Raw genomic sequence first — 15,173 nt, 5'->3', positions numbered from 1 at the left:
CCATACAGGTTATTCGGGCAGGGGTGCCGTAGTAATCGACGGGTCAATGTCGTTTTGCACAGTTCCCATAGAACCCATAGCGTCTGTCACGTCCGGTCTCCGATAAAAGCCGAGGCCGAAGCTTTGGTCTGAGTTCGGGTCTACCGTGTAAAAAGTCTTCGACACGTAGTTGTAAACTTCGCCGACAGCAGCTCCCGTCCAGGCTGTTGGATATTCAGGGGACACCCCTCCAAAAAAGGGGAAGTTGTAGCAGCGCTTTAATACAGCAAGCAAGGTCGGTGTCAGCCCCAAATATCCCTTTTGATTTTGCCACGTAATGTACTTTGCGTAAGTCCAGGGACGATCGCTGTGGTAGACCCAATGCGAATAGATATTCCTAACCGAAACTGAGTACCTGACTTCAGCACCGACGCTGTCGCGTATCACGATGTCGCAGACACCATTCTCCATGCCTGTAACTTTGCCATCAGCGTCTACTTTGACTGCTACGCTGGTCGATCTAAAAGTGTAGGGTTTAACACCGCCTTCCGGGAGGCGTCTCGCCGTGTTGTCTTCTGCATCGACACCATTCAACGTTCCCAGATAACTGCCTGTGACCATGACGCCGTGCAGCCTGAGCAGCGAGGTGTCCACGGTCAGCGGAACAAACGGTTCGACGACCGCCGTTGCGGTTCTTGATGTTCCTTCCAGTACTCCATTTCTGAAAAGCTTGTACGACATGCGCGCTCTGCTGTCCGGCATGACTTTGTGGTTCTCGATCTGGAGGACGCAGGCCTTTTTCTGCCCCAGTTCATCTTCTTCCACAACCCCGGTTGTCTCGGTGACGACATCCGGCAAGCCCGGCTTCTCAGTGAGGTATTGCGCCTTGATCATGTCCCCTTTCTTGAAACGCGAGTCTTGTGTGAGAACGATCAAAGACAGCGGACTTGAACCCAACTTTTTCAAGCTGATGATGCCCGGGTCATCGATCGTATCGCTGAGGATTTCTCGCGGGATCAGTGGCGCTAATTTGAGGCCTGCCTGATCGACGTCCTCAGTTTCAACGGCAGACCAAACAGCATCTGAGTCCGGACCGTTTTCGATTTGGTCGTTGACCGTAAATGAAAATTTGAAGTCAGGATCATCTTTCAAGTCAGCGCTTGTGACCTCGAAACATATCCGTGTAGGAATCGGCGATCCATGACTCGGCGGTGCTGGGGCCTCAAGGATTGTCACCGTACGGTAGACGTCATGGCCATTGCAATTCAGGCGGATGCGGTCGTACGCACGACACCACGCGTATTCCACGCACACCGTTGCTTTGATGAAACCCGGACCGACACCGTCAGTAATCTCCTTCGGTAGAAATAGCTTGAGTGAAGAGTTCGCACCGTCACCGGGTGTCACATCCTGCTCACCCGGACCCTCTTTGTTGTAGAGGATTTCGATAGGTGGCTGAGAGGTGCCTGCGTTTAAACTGCCGCGCATCACGGTGTAAGTCAGCAGGTTGACGATCCCCGGGATAAGCAAGCCATGGGGTATGTAAAGTTTGACCGAGTCACTTGTCCCCTGAGTGGTTGTACTGTCGACATCAGGCTGGCCATTCACGTTTATTTTGACGGTGTCGCCTCCCTGCTGTCCCAGGTAGGCATCAACCACAACCTCGCAACCCTTGGGGTCCAGATCGTAGATGGCCCGACGTACCCCGTAGTGAGCGTCCACTACTGGGGCAGTCGCACGGGGGATCTTCGGCGCATATAGCACCAGCGTGGACTGTGGGGGTGTCGATGAGTTAGGCATGCAGAGATTCTCGTGGGCGCTGATTGCGGCTGGCGAGTAATCAAACCCCGGGTCATGCAGGCGCACAACTGTCAGAAGTTACAGGTCTGGTGTGGATTCCGATAAACGGTAGCGACTCTCGCAAGTCCATGCATAACATATCGAACAAGCGTTTCATCGGCTTGATGGCCAATTGCTCAGTTTGTCAGTGCGTTCTTCCGTGCAATCAGTACAATCGCCGCCTTTGGCCCCGCCGAGAACGGACGCAGTACGGCGGGGTGGTCACGAGAATTCGCATGCTCATCGGTAGTTATTCCTTCACGCTGGTCTTCATTTCGCTGTGTGTGGCGATTCTCGCGTCCTATACCGCGCTTGATCTGACCGGGCGCATCGCCACGGCCAGAGGTCGCGCCGTGCATTTCTGGATGGCGGGTGGCGCGTTCGCCATGGGCATCGGCGTCTGGTCGATGCATTTCATTGGCATGTTGGCTTTCAAACTGCCGATCAGCCTGGGTTACGACGTCGGTATCACTGCGCTGTCGCTGGTGATTGCCGTGCTGTCCTGTGGTTTTGCGCTGTGGCTGGTCAGTCAGCCGAAGTTGCCGGCATGGCAACTGGCGTTCGGCGCGTTGATCATGGGCGCCGGTATCAGCGCCATGCATTACACCGGCATGGCCGCGATGCGCATGACACCCGGGATTGATTACGATCCGACCTTGTTCGGTGCTTCGTTGGTGATTGCGGTCGGCGCGTCTGCCGCGGCACTGTGGATCGCCTTCCGGCTGCGGCAGAATTCGCCCTACGTTCGGCTGTTCCGCGCCGGTGCGGCAATCATCATGGGCGTGGCGATTGTCGGCATGCACTACACCGGCATGGCGGCGGCGCGGTTTCCCGAAGGCAGTTTTTGCGGCGCCGCGTTCAGTGGCTTGAACGGCAATGGTCTCGACAGCCTGGTGCTGATCACGACGTTGGCGGTGCTGAGTATCGCGCTGCTTACCTCGGTTCTGGATGCGCGCCTCGAAGCACGTACTGCCGATCTGGCCCACTCGCTGGTCGTGGCCAACCGCGAACTCACGCAGCTTGCCTTGCACGACACATTGACCGGTCTGCCCAATCGTCTGCTGCTGGACGACCGGATCAATCAGGCCATGAAAAAGGTCAAGGAGCAGGGCGGCTGCTTTGCGTTGATGTTCATCGATCTGGACGGTTTCAAACCGGTCAACGATGCCTTCGGCCATCACATGGGCGATCAGTTGTTGCGCGAAGTCGGTGTGCGTCTGCGCGAAGATCTGCGCAGTCTGGATACGTTGGCGCGGATCGGCGGCGATGAATTTGTGCTGCTGGTACGCCTGAGTGAACCGAACGATGCGCTGGGTCTGGCCGCGCGCCAGGTCAGCTTGATCGGGCAATCGTTCCGCGTCGCCGACCACGACTTGCAGATTTCCGCCAGCGTCGGCATTGCGCTGTACCCCGGTAACGGCGAAACCGCGCAGGAATTGCTGATGAACGCCGACGCCGCGATGTACCACGCCAAGGGCGGCGGCAAGAACGGCTACAGCTTCTTCGACGCCTCGATGAACAGCAACGCGCGCAAGCAATTGCAGTTGTTGCAGGACTTGCGCGCGGCACTGGAACACGGCGAATTCAGTCTGCATTACCAACCAAAATTCGATGCCGTCGGCGGTCGCGCGGTGGGTGCCGAGGCGCTGCTGCGCTGGGAACATCCGCTGCACGGCATGCTGATGCCGGACAAATTCATCGATCTGGCGGAGAAGTCCGGGCTGATCATCCCGATTGGCGAGTGGGTGCTCAACGAAGCGTGTCGGCAGATGCGCGAGTGGTACGTGCTCGGCTACACCGACTGGCGCATCGCGGTAAACCTGTCGGCGCTGCAATTTTGTCACGCCGGGTTGGTAAAGAGCGTCGCCAAAGCCTTGGCCACCCACCATTTGCCGGCCAACAGCCTGACTCTGGAAATCACCGAAACCACCGCCATGAGCGACGCCGACGCCAGCATGATGGTGTTGCAGGAGCTGTCGGACATGGGCGTCGATCTGTCGATTGATGACTTCGGCACCGGCTATTCGAGTCTGATGTACCTCAAGCGCCTGCCGGCCAACGAGCTGAAGATCGACCGGGGTTTTGTACGCGATCTGGAGCACGACAGTGACGACGCAGCGATCGTCTCCGCCATCGTGGCGCTGGGTCAGGCGCTCGGTCTGCGAATTGTTGCCGAAGGTGTCGAGACCGGCGTGCAGCAGGATTTTCTGACGAAACTGGGGTGTGATTCGCTGCAGGGCTATCTGCTTGGGCATCCGTTGCCGGCGGATCGCTTCATGCGCGACATCGTACGTGGCGAGCAACTGGCCAAGGTCTGACCTGGGTCACTACGCTCGCCATGCAAAAACCGCCAATGACGGTTATTCTTGCCCCCGACTGTTACGTGTGCATTCAGGGGAACGGCCAGCATGGATAAAGTCATTGTGATTACCGGAGGCGGGCGCGGGATTGGTGCCGCCACGGCAATGTTGGCTGCCGAGCAAGGCTATCGGATCTGCATCAATTACCAGTCGGACGAACAGGCTGCCCATCACGTGCTCGATCAGTTGCGTGAACGCGGCGCCACAGCGATTGCGGTGCGCGCCGATGTCAGTATCGAAGACGAAGTGATCGCGCTGTTTCAACGGGTCGACAGCGAATTGGGCCGGGTCACTGCACTGGTGAACAACGCCGGCACCGTCGGGCACAAGTCGCGGGTCGACGAGATGTCCGAATTTCGCATCCTCAAAATCCTCAAGACCAATGTTCTGGCGCCGATCCTCTGCGCCAAGCACGCGATCCTGCGCATGTCGCCCAAACATGGCGGGCAGGGCGGCAGTATCGTCAACGTCTCGTCGGTTGCCGCACGGTTGGGATCGCCCAATGAGTACGTTGACTACGCGGCTTCCAAGGGTGCACTCGATACCTTCACCATCGGCTTGTCCAAGGAAGTGGCGGGCGAGGGGATTCGGGTGAATGCGGTGCGGCCGGGCTACATCTTCACGGATTTTCACGCATTGAGCGGTGATCCCGATCGCGTGAGCAAGCTTGAGTCGGGGATTCCGATGGCCCGCGGGGGGCGTCCGGATGAAGTGGCGGAGGCGATTGTCTGGTTGCTGTCGGACAAGGCTTCGTATGCGACCGGGACTTTTGTTGACTTGGGTGGTGGGCGTTAACTTCTGAGAGCTTTGTTGTCCGGGCGGGCCTCATCGCGGGCAAGCCCGCTCCCACAGTGTTCTATGCTGGCCGCAAATTTTGTGTACGGCATTAAAACCTGTGGGAGCTGGCTTGCCAGCGATGGCGTCAGATCAGACAACACGGAAACGTCAGAACGACCGCACAATCCGCCCCAACGTCTCCATCGCCTTTTCGGTGTCTTCAGTCCACGGGCTGCCATAGTTCAAGCGAATACAATTCCTGAAGCGCTGGGTCGGTGAAAAAATCGGCCCCGGCGCGATGCTGATGCCTTGCGCCAGCGCCATCTGAAACAACTTCAACGAGTCCATCTGCGCTGGCAGCTCCAGCCACAGAAAGTAGCCGCCCGCCGGTTGGCTGACCCGCGTCTGCGCCGGAAAATAACGCGCAATTGCCGCAAGCATCGCACTCTGCTGTTCTTCCAGTGCGTAGCGCAATTTGCGCAGGTGTCGGTCATAACCACCGTGTTGCAGGTAATCGGCAATGGCCGCTTGCGCCGGCATCGACGCACACAAAGACGTCATCAGCTTCAGGCGTTCGATCTTCTGCGCGTAACGTCCGGCGGCGACCCAGCCGATGCGATACCCGGGCGCGAGGCTTTTGGCGAACGAGCCGCAATGCATCACCAACCCTTCGGTATCAAACGCCTTGGCCGGTTTCGGCGCCTGCTGGCCGTAATACAGCTCGGCGTAAACGTCGTCCTCGATCAGTGGCACTTGATGGCGGCGCAGCAGTTCGACCAGTTCCTGCTTCTTGGCTTCGGGCATGGTCGCGCCCATCGGGTTCTGGAAACTGGTCATGCACCAGCAGGCTTTGATCGGATGCCGTTCCAGCGTTTGCGCGAGCACGCCGAGATCGATGCCGTCGCGCGGGTGCACGGGGATTTCCACGGCTTTGAGTTTAAGCCGCTCGAGCACTTGCAGGCTGGCGTAAAACGCCGGGGCTTCGATGGCCACCAGATCGCCGGGTTCGGTGACGGCTTGCAGGCACAGGTTCAGCGCTTCAAGCGCGCCGTTGGTGATCAGCAGTTCTTCCATCGGCAACATCAGGCCGCCGACCATGTAGCGCAGGGCGATCTGCCGACGCAGTTGCGGGTTGCCCGGCGACATGTCGGTGACGACCATGCGCGGGTCCATCTCGCGCGCAGCGCTGGCCAGCGAGCGCGACAGGCGTTGTAGTGGGAACAGCGTCGGGCTAGGGAACGCCGAGCCGAATGGCACGGTGCTCGGGTCCTTGATCGAATCCAGTACCGAGAACACCAGTTCGCTGACGTCGACTTCGGTCGAATCGCTGACGTGGCTGCTGATCACTGGCTCCGAGAACGGGCTCGGTGCGTGGGTGTTGACGAAGTAGCCGGAACGCGGGCGGGCGCGGATCAGGCCCCGGCGTTCCAGCAGGTAGTAGGCCTGGAACACGGTGGACGGGCTGACGCCGTAGGTCTGGCTGGCGTAGCGCACCGACGGCACCCGTTGGCCGGGGCCGAGAACGCCGGAGCGGATCAGTTCAGCGATGTCTTCGGCGAATTTTTCGTAGCGTTTCATCGGGGGCCTTGGTGCTTGCTGGATGTGTAGGGTGGCAGGGAAAAGCCCCTCACCCTAGCCCTCTCCCGGGGGGAGAGGGGACTGATCGGGGATGCTCACGAAATACATCGACCTGGGATATCGAGTCGAACTCGGGTTTGAAAACAACTGAGATCTGCTCCCTTTCACCCTCGCCCCCTCGGGGGGAGAGGGCTGGGGTGAGGGGGGGATTCTAACGGCTCAACGATTCATCGGCGCAACAAACCGGCTCTTCGCCACGCTATTCACCGCCGGCTCATCACTGTCTTCAATCTTGAAACTCACCGTCTGCGAGCTGCTCGACGGCCGATCCGTGGTCATCGCTACCGACACTGGCACATCAACAATCTCGCCCGGCGCCAGGCTCAGCTCGGTCTTGCCCTGCAACTGGAAGCCGTCGCCATCCACCAGACTCAGCTTGTAGTCCTGGCGCTGCTGAGTCTTGTTGATGACTTTCATGCTGTAGATGTTCTCGATCTGGCCCAAGGCGTTCTCGCGGAACAAGCCGCGATCCTTGGTCACGTCCAGCGAGACCATCGGCCGCTCGACCAATGCCAGCACCAGCGCGCCAATCATCACCAGCAGCACCGCGACGTAACCAATCAAACGCGGGCGCAGCAGATGCGTCTTGCCACCCTGCAACTCGCGCTCGGAGGTGTAGCGGATCAGGCCGCGGGCGTAATTCATTTTGTCCATGATCGAGTCGCAGGCGTCGATACACGCTGCGCAACCGATGCACTCCATTTGCAGACCGTCGCGGATGTCGATCCCGGTCGGGCAGACCTGCACGCAGAGTTGGCAGTCGATGCAATCACCGAGGCCGGCCTCAAGGGGTTTGACGTCGCGTTTGCGCGGGCCACGGTTTTCGCCACGCGCCACGTCGTAGGAAATCGCCAGTGTGTCTTTGTCGAACATCACGCTCTGGAAGCGCGCATACGGGCACATGTGCATGCACACCGCTTCGCGCAGCCAACCGGCGTTTATATAGGTGGCTGCGGCGAAGAACAGCACCCAGAAGAGGCTGACGCCGCCGATTTGCAGGGTCAGCAGTTCTTCGGCGAGCGGGCGGATCGGCGTGAAATAGCCGACGAAGGTCAGGCCGGTGAGCACGCTGATCGCTAGCCACATCGTGTGCTTGGCGGCGCGGCGCGCGAGTTTGTTCAGACTCCACGGCGCGGCTTGCAGCTTGATGCGCTGGTTGCGTTCGCCTTCGGTGACCTTTTCGCACCACATGAAAATCCACGTCCACGAACTCTGCGGGCAGGTGTAACCGCACCAGACCCGGCCGGCAAACACCGTGATCGCGAACAGGCCGAATGCGGCGATGATCAACAGCGCCGACAACAGAATGAAATCCTGCGGCCAGAACGTCGCGCCAAAGATGTGGAATTTGCTCTCGGAAAGGTCCCAGAGCACGGCTTGGCGCCCGCCCCAGGTCAGCCACACCGTGCCGAAGAACAGCAAAAACAGAAACCCCGCGCCGCTCATGCGCAGGGTTCGAAACAGCCCGGTGAAGCTGCGGGTGTGGATCTGGTTGTCGCTGTAGCCGGCCTTGGTCTTCATTGGACGCAATGGCACATTCTGAATCTTCGGCTTGGAATCTGGTTCTAGGGTTCGGACGGGGATTTGTTCGCTCATGGTCAGTCGCTCATCAGCCTCCATCAGGCCGATGCACTATGAGCGCCGATCTGTTTGCATAACAGACTCAGCTAAATGAATAAAAAGCGGATCAGATGGGGCGTGGTCGCGTGCCTGCGACAACTTGAAGCAGCCCGCAGGCACAGGCGCAGATGTCTATCCCAGACGTCTGCGCGGGGTGTTGATCAAGGTCAGTCAAATCACCGAATCACTGCTGTCGGCCTTCAGATGCTTACGACCATCCGTGGCGCCTGCAACGGTCAATGCGTCGGCTTCTGCTTCGGTGATATACACGCGACGGCCCTCTATTTCCACGGCTGACATGGCTTTGTCGCTGTCGGTGATCACCGTCAGATCACTGCACAAACGGATTTCCTCGCCGTTTTCACTGGCGAAAAAGCAGGTCTGGTTTTCGATGCGCATGGTCATGAGGCTGTCCTTTTTCCGAGGGGTGTTGAGAGGTTAGGACGCGTGGCGTAGCGATGGTTCTACGCAACTGATTAATGGTCGGCGCTGTCCACCGTTCATCAATCTGAAACAAGGATGACGCAATGAATGCGTGGTGGCATGAAGTCTGGGTGACCCTGCAGGCGGAGTTCGCCGAAATCGGCGATGCGTCGCAATTGACGCGCATTACCGTGCGCTTGCTGGTGGCGGCGATTCTGGGCGGGATTCTCGGTTTTGAACGTGAATCCAAAGGCAAGGCTGCCGGGGTACGCACGCACATGCTGGTGGCGCTAGGCGCGGCGCTGTTTGTGCTGGTACCGCAAACCTCCGGGTCCGAATCCGACGCAATGAGTCGAGTGGTGCAGGGCGTAATTGCGGGTATCGGTTTCCTGTGCGCCGGTACCATCCTGAAAAATCAGGACGGCGAGGAAGGTCGGGTCAAAGGCCTGACCACGGCCGCCGGATTGTGGATGACCGCCGCCATCGGCGTCGCGGCCGGTCTGGGCCGCGAAGCGACGGCGTTGCTCAGTACATTGCTTGCGTTGGGCATCTTCAATGTCATGCCGAGGATCGTGAAAATCTTCGACAAGGATCACGACGAACGACCTAACGACAAGCTGTAATTCAAGCGCTAGAGAATCACCGGAGGCATTGTCGTCGGTGGTTCTTCCTTGGGCGGCGGCGTGGTGCCTGGCGGCTCCTGCTCGGGGATCGGTTGCGGCTCGGTTTCCGGAATCACCGGGTTGTCGATGTTCGGATCTGGCGTTTCAGCCGGGAACGGGTTGTTCATCAGATCTACCTCCGTGTGGCACATGGCGTGAGAAGTGCTTAAGTGGATTGACCACCTCGCAGCGAATTCGATCCAGTTTTGTTGTGCGGCAAATCCCTGTGAACTTTTCCCCGCGCCGGTCGCTCGGTATCTAGGTGAGTTCGTGGCGGACAAGTGCTTCGCTGTGGACATCTATCAGGCAAACGAGCGTCCTTGGGGCGTTAAGGAGAGATGCTCAATGACTGCTGAAACAGGTTCCGATTCGAGCTACAACCCGCATATTCCGCTGTCGCAGGCGCTCTTGCTGCCACGCATAGCAATAGAAGACGTTACGCCGACCCTTGATGGCGGACAGTTTGCTGTCAAGGCGATTGCCGGCCGTGAAGTCGTGGTCACCAGCAAGGTCTTCGCCGACGGTCACGACAAACTCGCGGTGCGTATCCGCTGGCGTGAAGAGGGCGAGCAGACCTGGCAAACCGAGATCATGGCCGATCAGGGCAATAACGGCTGGCAGGGCCAGTTCCGCCCGGAACGCATGGGCCGCTATCTGTTCCTGATCGAAGCATGGATCGACCAGTTCGCCAGTTTTCAGTACGAACTCGAGAAGAAACACGCTGCAGCCGTGCCGGTCAGCCTGGAGTTGCAGGAAGGTCGGAGCATGGTGCAACAGGCCGCCGAACGCAGCGAAGGCCAGCTCAGTGAACAACTGGCGGCTTTGCATCATGAGCTGTCCGGGCTGCTCGAAACCGAGCAGGTCGCGCTGTTTCTGCACCCGCAAAGTGCGCAACTGATGGCCGAGGCCGATCATCGCGCCTATCTCAGTGTCAGCCCGGAATTCCCGCTGGACGTCGAGCGTCAACTTGCCGAATTCGCCAGTTGGTACGAGCTGTTCCCGCGCTCGATCACCGACGATCCGGCCCGTCACGGCACCTTCAATGACGTGCACTCGCGCTTGCCGATGATTCAGGACATGGGTTTCGACGTGTTGTACTTCACGCCGATCCACCCGATTGGCCGCAGCCATCGCAAGGGCCGCAACAATTCCCTGACCGCCGGCCCTGACGATCCGGGCAGTCCGTACGCGATTGGCAGCGAGGAGGGCGGGCACGAGGCGATCCATTCGCAGCTCGGCACCCGCGAGGATTTCCGCCGATTGGTGACAGCGGCTGCCGATCACGGTCTGGAAATTGCGCTCGATTTCGCCATTCAGTGTTCGCAGGATCATCCGTGGCTCAGGCAGCATCCGGGCTGGTTCAACTGGCGGCCGGACGGCACGATCAAATACGCGGAAAACCCGCCGAAGAAATATCAGGACATCGTTAACGTCGACTTCTACGCGGCGGATGCGATTCCGAGCCTGTGGATCGAGTTGCGCGACATCGTGATCGGCTGGGTGGAAGAGGGCGTGAAGATCTTTCGCGTCGACAACCCGCACACCAAACCGCTGCCGTTCTGGCAATGGCTGATTGCCGATGTGCGCGCGCTGCATCCGGAGGTGATCTTCCTCGCCGAAGCCTTCACCACGCCGGCAATGATGGCGCGCCTGGGTAAGGTCGGTTACACCCAGAGCTACACCTATTTCACTTGGCGCAACACCAAGGCCGAACTGGCGACCTATCTCACCGAACTGAACCAATCGCCGTGGCGCGAGTGCTACCGGCCGAACTTCTTCGTCAACACCCCGGACATCAACCCCGCATTTCTGCACGAGTCGGGGCGCGCAGGTTTTCTGATCCGTGCGGCGCTGGCGACCATGGGCTCGGGCCTGTGGGGCATGTATTCCGGCTATGAACTGTGCGAAGCGGCGCCGGTGCCGGGCAAGGAGGAATACCTCGATTCGGAGAAGTATGAAATCCGCGTCCGCGACTTCAATGCGCCGGGCAACATCATTGCCGAAATCGCCCAGCTCAACCGCATTCGCCGGCAGAACCCGGCGCTGCACACGCACCTGGGCCTGACCATTTACAACGCGTGGAACGACAACATTCTGTACTTCGGCAAGCGTAGCGCGGATGGCAGCAACTTCATTCTGGTGGCGGTGAACCTGGATCCGCATAACGCGCAGGAGGCGAATTTCGAGTTGCCGCTGTGGGAAATGGGCCTGCCGGATGATGCCACCACCCACGGCGAGGATTTGATGAGCGGGCATCGTTGGGACTGGCATGGCAAATACCAGTTCATGCGGCTCGACCCGGCGCAACAGCCGTTCAGTATTTGGCGCATCACTACTTCTTGAATTTGCTGCACAGCACTGTGGCGAGGGAGCTTGCTCCCGCTCGGCTGCGCAGCAGTCGTCAATCCGGTGCATGCGGTTTGTACGAAGAAATGCAATGGGGCTGCTTCGCAACCCAGCGGGAGCAAGCTCCCTCGCCACAGGGGCGCATTCCAGTCCATGTGGCTTCAGTGAATTTTTCAGGAGTTACACATGGCGAAGAAACCCAAGGCTGCCACTTTTATCAAAGACCCGCTCTGGTACAAGGATGCGGTGATTTATCAGGTTCACGTCAAATCGTTTTTCGACTCCAACAACGACGGCATCGGTGACTTTCCCGGGCTGATCGCCAAACTCGATTACATCGCCGAACTCGGCGTCAACACCATCTGGCTGCTGCCGTTCTATCCGTCGCCACGTCGCGATGACGGCTACGACATTGCCGAATACCGTGGCGTGCACAGCGACTACGGGACCATGGCCGACGCCAAGCGTTTCATCGCCGAGGCGCACAAGCGTGGTCTGCGGGTGATCACCGAATTGGTCATCAACCACACCTCCGACCAGCATGCGTGGTTCCAGCGTGCGCGCAAGGCCAAGCCTGGTTCGGCGGCGCGCGACTTCTACGTGTGGTCGGATGACGATCAGAAATACGACGGCACGCGGATCATTTTCCTCGACACCGAAAAGTCCAACTGGACCTGGGATCCGGTCGCTGGCCAATACTTCTGGCACCGCTTCTATTCGCACCAGCCGGACCTGAACTTCGACAATCCGCAAGTGATGAAAGCGGTGATTTCGGTGATGCGTTACTGGCTCGACATGGGCATCGACGGCCTGCGGCTGGACGCGATCCCGTACCTGATCGAGCGCGACGGCACCAATAACGAAAACCTGCCGGAGACCCACGACGTCCTCAAGCAGATCCGCGCCGAAATCGACGCCAACTATCCGGACCGCATGCTGCTCGCCGAAGCCAACCAATGGCCGGAAGATACCCAGCTGTATTTCGGCGACGCCGACGCGCACGGCCTGAATGGCGACGAATGCCACATGGCGTTCCACTTCCCGCTGATGCCACGCATGTACATGGCGCTGGCCCAGGAAGATCGCTTCCCGATCACCGACATCCTGCGCCAGACCCCGGAGATTCCAGCCAATTGCCAATGGGCAATCTTCCTGCGCAACCACGATGAATTGACCCTGGAGATGGTCACCGATAAAGAGCGTGACTACCTGTGGAATTACTACGCCGCTGACCGCCGCGCGCGGATCAACCTCGGTATTCGTCGACGTCTGGCGCCGTTGATGGAACGCGACCGTCGTCGCGTGGAACTGCTCAACAGCCTGTTGCTGTCGATGCCCGGCACGCCGACTTTGTACTACGGCGATGAAATCGGCATGGGCGACAACATCTACCTCGGCGACCGTGACGGCGTGCGTACGCCGATGCAGTGGTCGATCGACCGCAACGGCGGCTTCTCGCGCGCCGACCCGGCGAGCCTGGTGCTGCCGCCGATCATGGACCCGCAGTACGGTTATCAATCGGTCAACGTCGAAACCCAGGCCGGCGATCCACATTCGCTGCTCAACTGGACCCGGCGCATGCTCGCCGTGCGCAAGCAGTCCAAGGCGTTCGGCCGTGGCACGTTGAAGATGCTTTCGCCGAGCAATCGACGCATTCTGGCCTACACCCGCGAATTCACCGACGCCGATGGCAAGCACGAAATCATCCTGTGCGTAGCCAACGTGTCGCGCAGCGCGCAAGCGGCGGAACTCGATCTGTCGGCCTACACCGGCATGGTTCCGGTGGAGATGCTCGGCGGCAACGCGTTCCCGCCAATCGGCCAGTTGAATTTCCTGCTGACGCTGGCGCCGTACGGCTTCTACTGGTTCGTGCTCGCCGCCGAAAATCAGATGCCGAGCTGGCACGTGGAACCGGCGCAAAGCCTGCCGGACTTCACCACGCTGGTGCTGAAAAAACGCATGGAAGAACTGCTCGAAGCGCCGTCGCGAACCACGCTGGAGCAACAAATTCTGCCGAACTGGTTGCAGAACCGCCGCTGGTTCGCCGGCAAGGATGCTGCCATCGATAAGGTCAATCTCACGTATGGCGTGCGCTTCGGCGATGCCCAGCACCCGGTGCTGCTCAGCGAAATCGAAGTCACCAGTGGCGGGCAGACCAGCCGCTATCAGCTGCCGTTCGGCTTCATCGGCGAAGATCACGTCGGCCCGGCGCTGCCGCAGCAATTGGCTTTGGCCCGCGTACGGCGTGTGCGTCAGGTCGGTTTGATCACTGATGCGTTCAGCCTCGAAACGTTTGTCCGCGCCGTGCTGCAAGGCATGCAGGCCAACACGGTACTGGCGTCGGACGCCGGCGAGATTCGCTTTGAGTCCACGCCGCAGCTGGACGCACTTGGCCTTGGCGCCGAGTCCGAGGTGCGTTACCTGTCGGCCGAACAGTCGAACAGTTCGGTGGTGATCGGCAACAGCCTGGTGCTGAAACTGATCCGCAAAGTCGCCTCTGGCGTACACCCGGAACTGGAGATGAGCGCCTATTTGACCGCCGCCGGTTTCGCCAATATCTCGCCGTTGCTCGGCTCGGTGATTCGCCGTGACGCGCAGGGTGAAGACAATTTGCTGATGATCGCCCAAGGCTATTTGAGCAATCAGGGCGACGCCTGGGAATGGACGCAGAACAACCTCGAACGGGCGCTGCGTGATGAGCTGGCGGACGCCATGTCCGAGCAGGAGCAACATTACAACGCGCTCGGCGAGTTGAGAGATTTCGCCGGCATGCTCGGTCAGCGTCTGGGCGAGATGCATCAGGTGCTGGCAGCCAAGACGGACGACCCGGACTTCGCGCCGCAAGTCAGCTCGGCCAAGGATGCGCAGGCCACCGCCAAGGATGTCGCCGCTCAAGTCGAACACGCATTGAAGCTGCTCAAGCAGCATCAGGGCGAACTGACCGCCGCGGATCAGAAGCTGGTTACGCGGCTGCAAGACAACAAAAAAGCCATCCTCAGCCACGTGCAGGATCTGGCGAAGAAATCTGCTGGCGGCCTGCGCATCCGCGTGCACGGCGACCTGCATTTGGGTCAGGTGCTGGTGATCAAAGGCGATGCGTTCCTCATCGACTTCGAGGGCGAACCGGCGCGGCCGTTGTCCGAACGTCGTGGCAAGCACAGCCCGTATAAAGATGTCAGCGGTGTGTTGCGCTCCTTCGATTACGCGGCGGCGATGACCATTAATGTGCATACGGTCGACATGAGTGCCGAGTCCGAAGCGGCGCGCAAACGTGTTGCTGATCGCTACTTGCGTGAGGCCCGTGAGGCATTTGTTCAGGCATATCGCCAAGCGGCAGCTAGTCTTGATCATGCCTGGCAGGATCCTGAAGGTGCTGACGCCGCACTGGCGTTGTTCGGCCTGGAGAAAGCGGCCTACGAAGTGGCCTATGAAGCCGAAAATCGCCCTACCTGGCTGCCCGTGCCGTTGCACGGTCTGTACGGGTTGTTGTCGGGGCTTAAACCCTTTTCCGATCTTGGTGGAGAGTAGT

At 59.5% G+C, this 15,173-nt stretch carries 10 protein-coding genes; 5 read left to right on the top strand and 5 right to left on the bottom strand.

Annotation, left to right across the window (positions count from 1 at the left end):
- Positions 1-9: 9 nt before the first annotated feature.
- Positions 10-1,638, bottom strand: coding sequence for a hypothetical protein (locus tag ACP7BN_RS01170; RefSeq protein ID WP_426200968.1), 1,629 nt, complete (start codon positions 1,636-1,638; stop codon positions 10-12).
- Between the two features lie 416 nt (positions 1,639-2,054).
- On the opposite strand from ACP7BN_RS01170, the gene ACP7BN_RS01165 reads away from it, so the two are divergent.
- Positions 2,055-4,136 carry a putative bifunctional diguanylate cyclase/phosphodiesterase gene (locus tag ACP7BN_RS01165; RefSeq protein WP_420649908.1) on the top strand — a complete coding sequence of 694 codons (2,082 nt, stop codon included), beginning with the start codon at positions 2,055-2,057 and terminating at the stop codon, positions 4,134-4,136.
- Positions 4,137-4,226: 90 nt separating this feature from the next.
- The gene (locus tag ACP7BN_RS01160; RefSeq protein ID WP_420649907.1) at positions 4,227-4,973 is read left to right on the top strand and encodes an SDR family oxidoreductase; all 747 of its coding nucleotides are present in this window, start codon (positions 4,227-4,229) and stop codon (positions 4,971-4,973) included.
- Between the two features lie 150 nt (positions 4,974-5,123).
- Here the strand turns inward: ACP7BN_RS01160 and mapR are convergent, their stop codons facing one another.
- The 3 genes from mapR to ACP7BN_RS01145 all read right to left on the bottom strand — a co-directional run bounded on the left by mapR (position 5,124) and on the right by ACP7BN_RS01145 (position 8,618).
- Positions 5,124-6,533, bottom strand: a complete 1,410-nt coding sequence (mapR, locus tag ACP7BN_RS01155) for a GntR family transcriptional regulator MpaR (protein ID WP_426200966.1) — start codon at positions 6,531-6,533, stop codon at positions 5,124-5,126.
- A 219-nt stretch (positions 6,534-6,752) separates the two neighbouring features.
- A complete protein-coding gene (gene ccoG, locus ACP7BN_RS01150; protein ID WP_426200964.1) occupies positions 6,753-8,189 on the bottom strand; it encodes a cytochrome c oxidase accessory protein CcoG in 1,437 nt (478 codons plus the stop codon).
- 195 nt (positions 8,190-8,384) lie between these two features.
- Positions 8,385-8,618, bottom strand: coding sequence for a DUF3203 family protein (locus tag ACP7BN_RS01145; protein WP_420649904.1), 234 nt, complete (start codon positions 8,616-8,618; stop codon positions 8,385-8,387).
- Positions 8,619-8,740: 122 nt separating this feature from the next.
- On the opposite strand from ACP7BN_RS01145, the gene ACP7BN_RS01140 reads away from it, so the two are divergent.
- Positions 8,741-9,259 (top strand): MgtC/SapB family protein, encoded by a 519-nt coding sequence (locus tag ACP7BN_RS01140; protein ID WP_426200962.1) that lies wholly within the window; start codon positions 8,741-8,743, stop codon positions 9,257-9,259.
- Positions 9,260-9,267: 8 nt separating this feature from the next.
- Here ACP7BN_RS01140 and ACP7BN_RS01135 read toward each other — a convergent pair whose 3' ends face one another.
- Positions 9,268-9,426, bottom strand: a complete 159-nt coding sequence (locus tag ACP7BN_RS01135; protein ID WP_420649902.1) for a hypothetical protein — start codon at positions 9,424-9,426, stop codon at positions 9,268-9,270.
- Positions 9,427-9,643: 217 nt separating this feature from the next.
- Between ACP7BN_RS01135 and ACP7BN_RS01130 the strand changes: the two genes are divergently transcribed.
- Together ACP7BN_RS01130 and treS are read left to right on the top strand one after the other, a co-directional pair.
- Entirely contained in the window at positions 9,644-11,641 is a 1,998-nt protein-coding gene (locus ACP7BN_RS01130; protein ID WP_426200960.1) for an alpha-1,4-glucan--maltose-1-phosphate maltosyltransferase, read from the top strand.
- A gap of 189 nt (positions 11,642-11,830) precedes the next feature.
- Complete coding sequence (treS, locus tag ACP7BN_RS01125; RefSeq protein WP_426200958.1) at positions 11,831-15,172, top strand: maltose alpha-D-glucosyltransferase; 3,342 nt, start codon at positions 11,831-11,833, stop codon at positions 15,170-15,172.
- Position 15,173 lies beyond the last annotated feature (1 nt).

The organism is Pseudomonas sp. TWP3-1 (genome assembly GCF_049896625.1).
In the GTDB taxonomy this organism is placed as follows: domain Bacteria; phylum Pseudomonadota; class Gammaproteobacteria; order Pseudomonadales; family Pseudomonadaceae; genus Aquipseudomonas.
The sequence above is the reverse complement of the archived record's forward strand: the minus strand, read 5'-3'. Positions and strand labels throughout refer to the sequence as shown.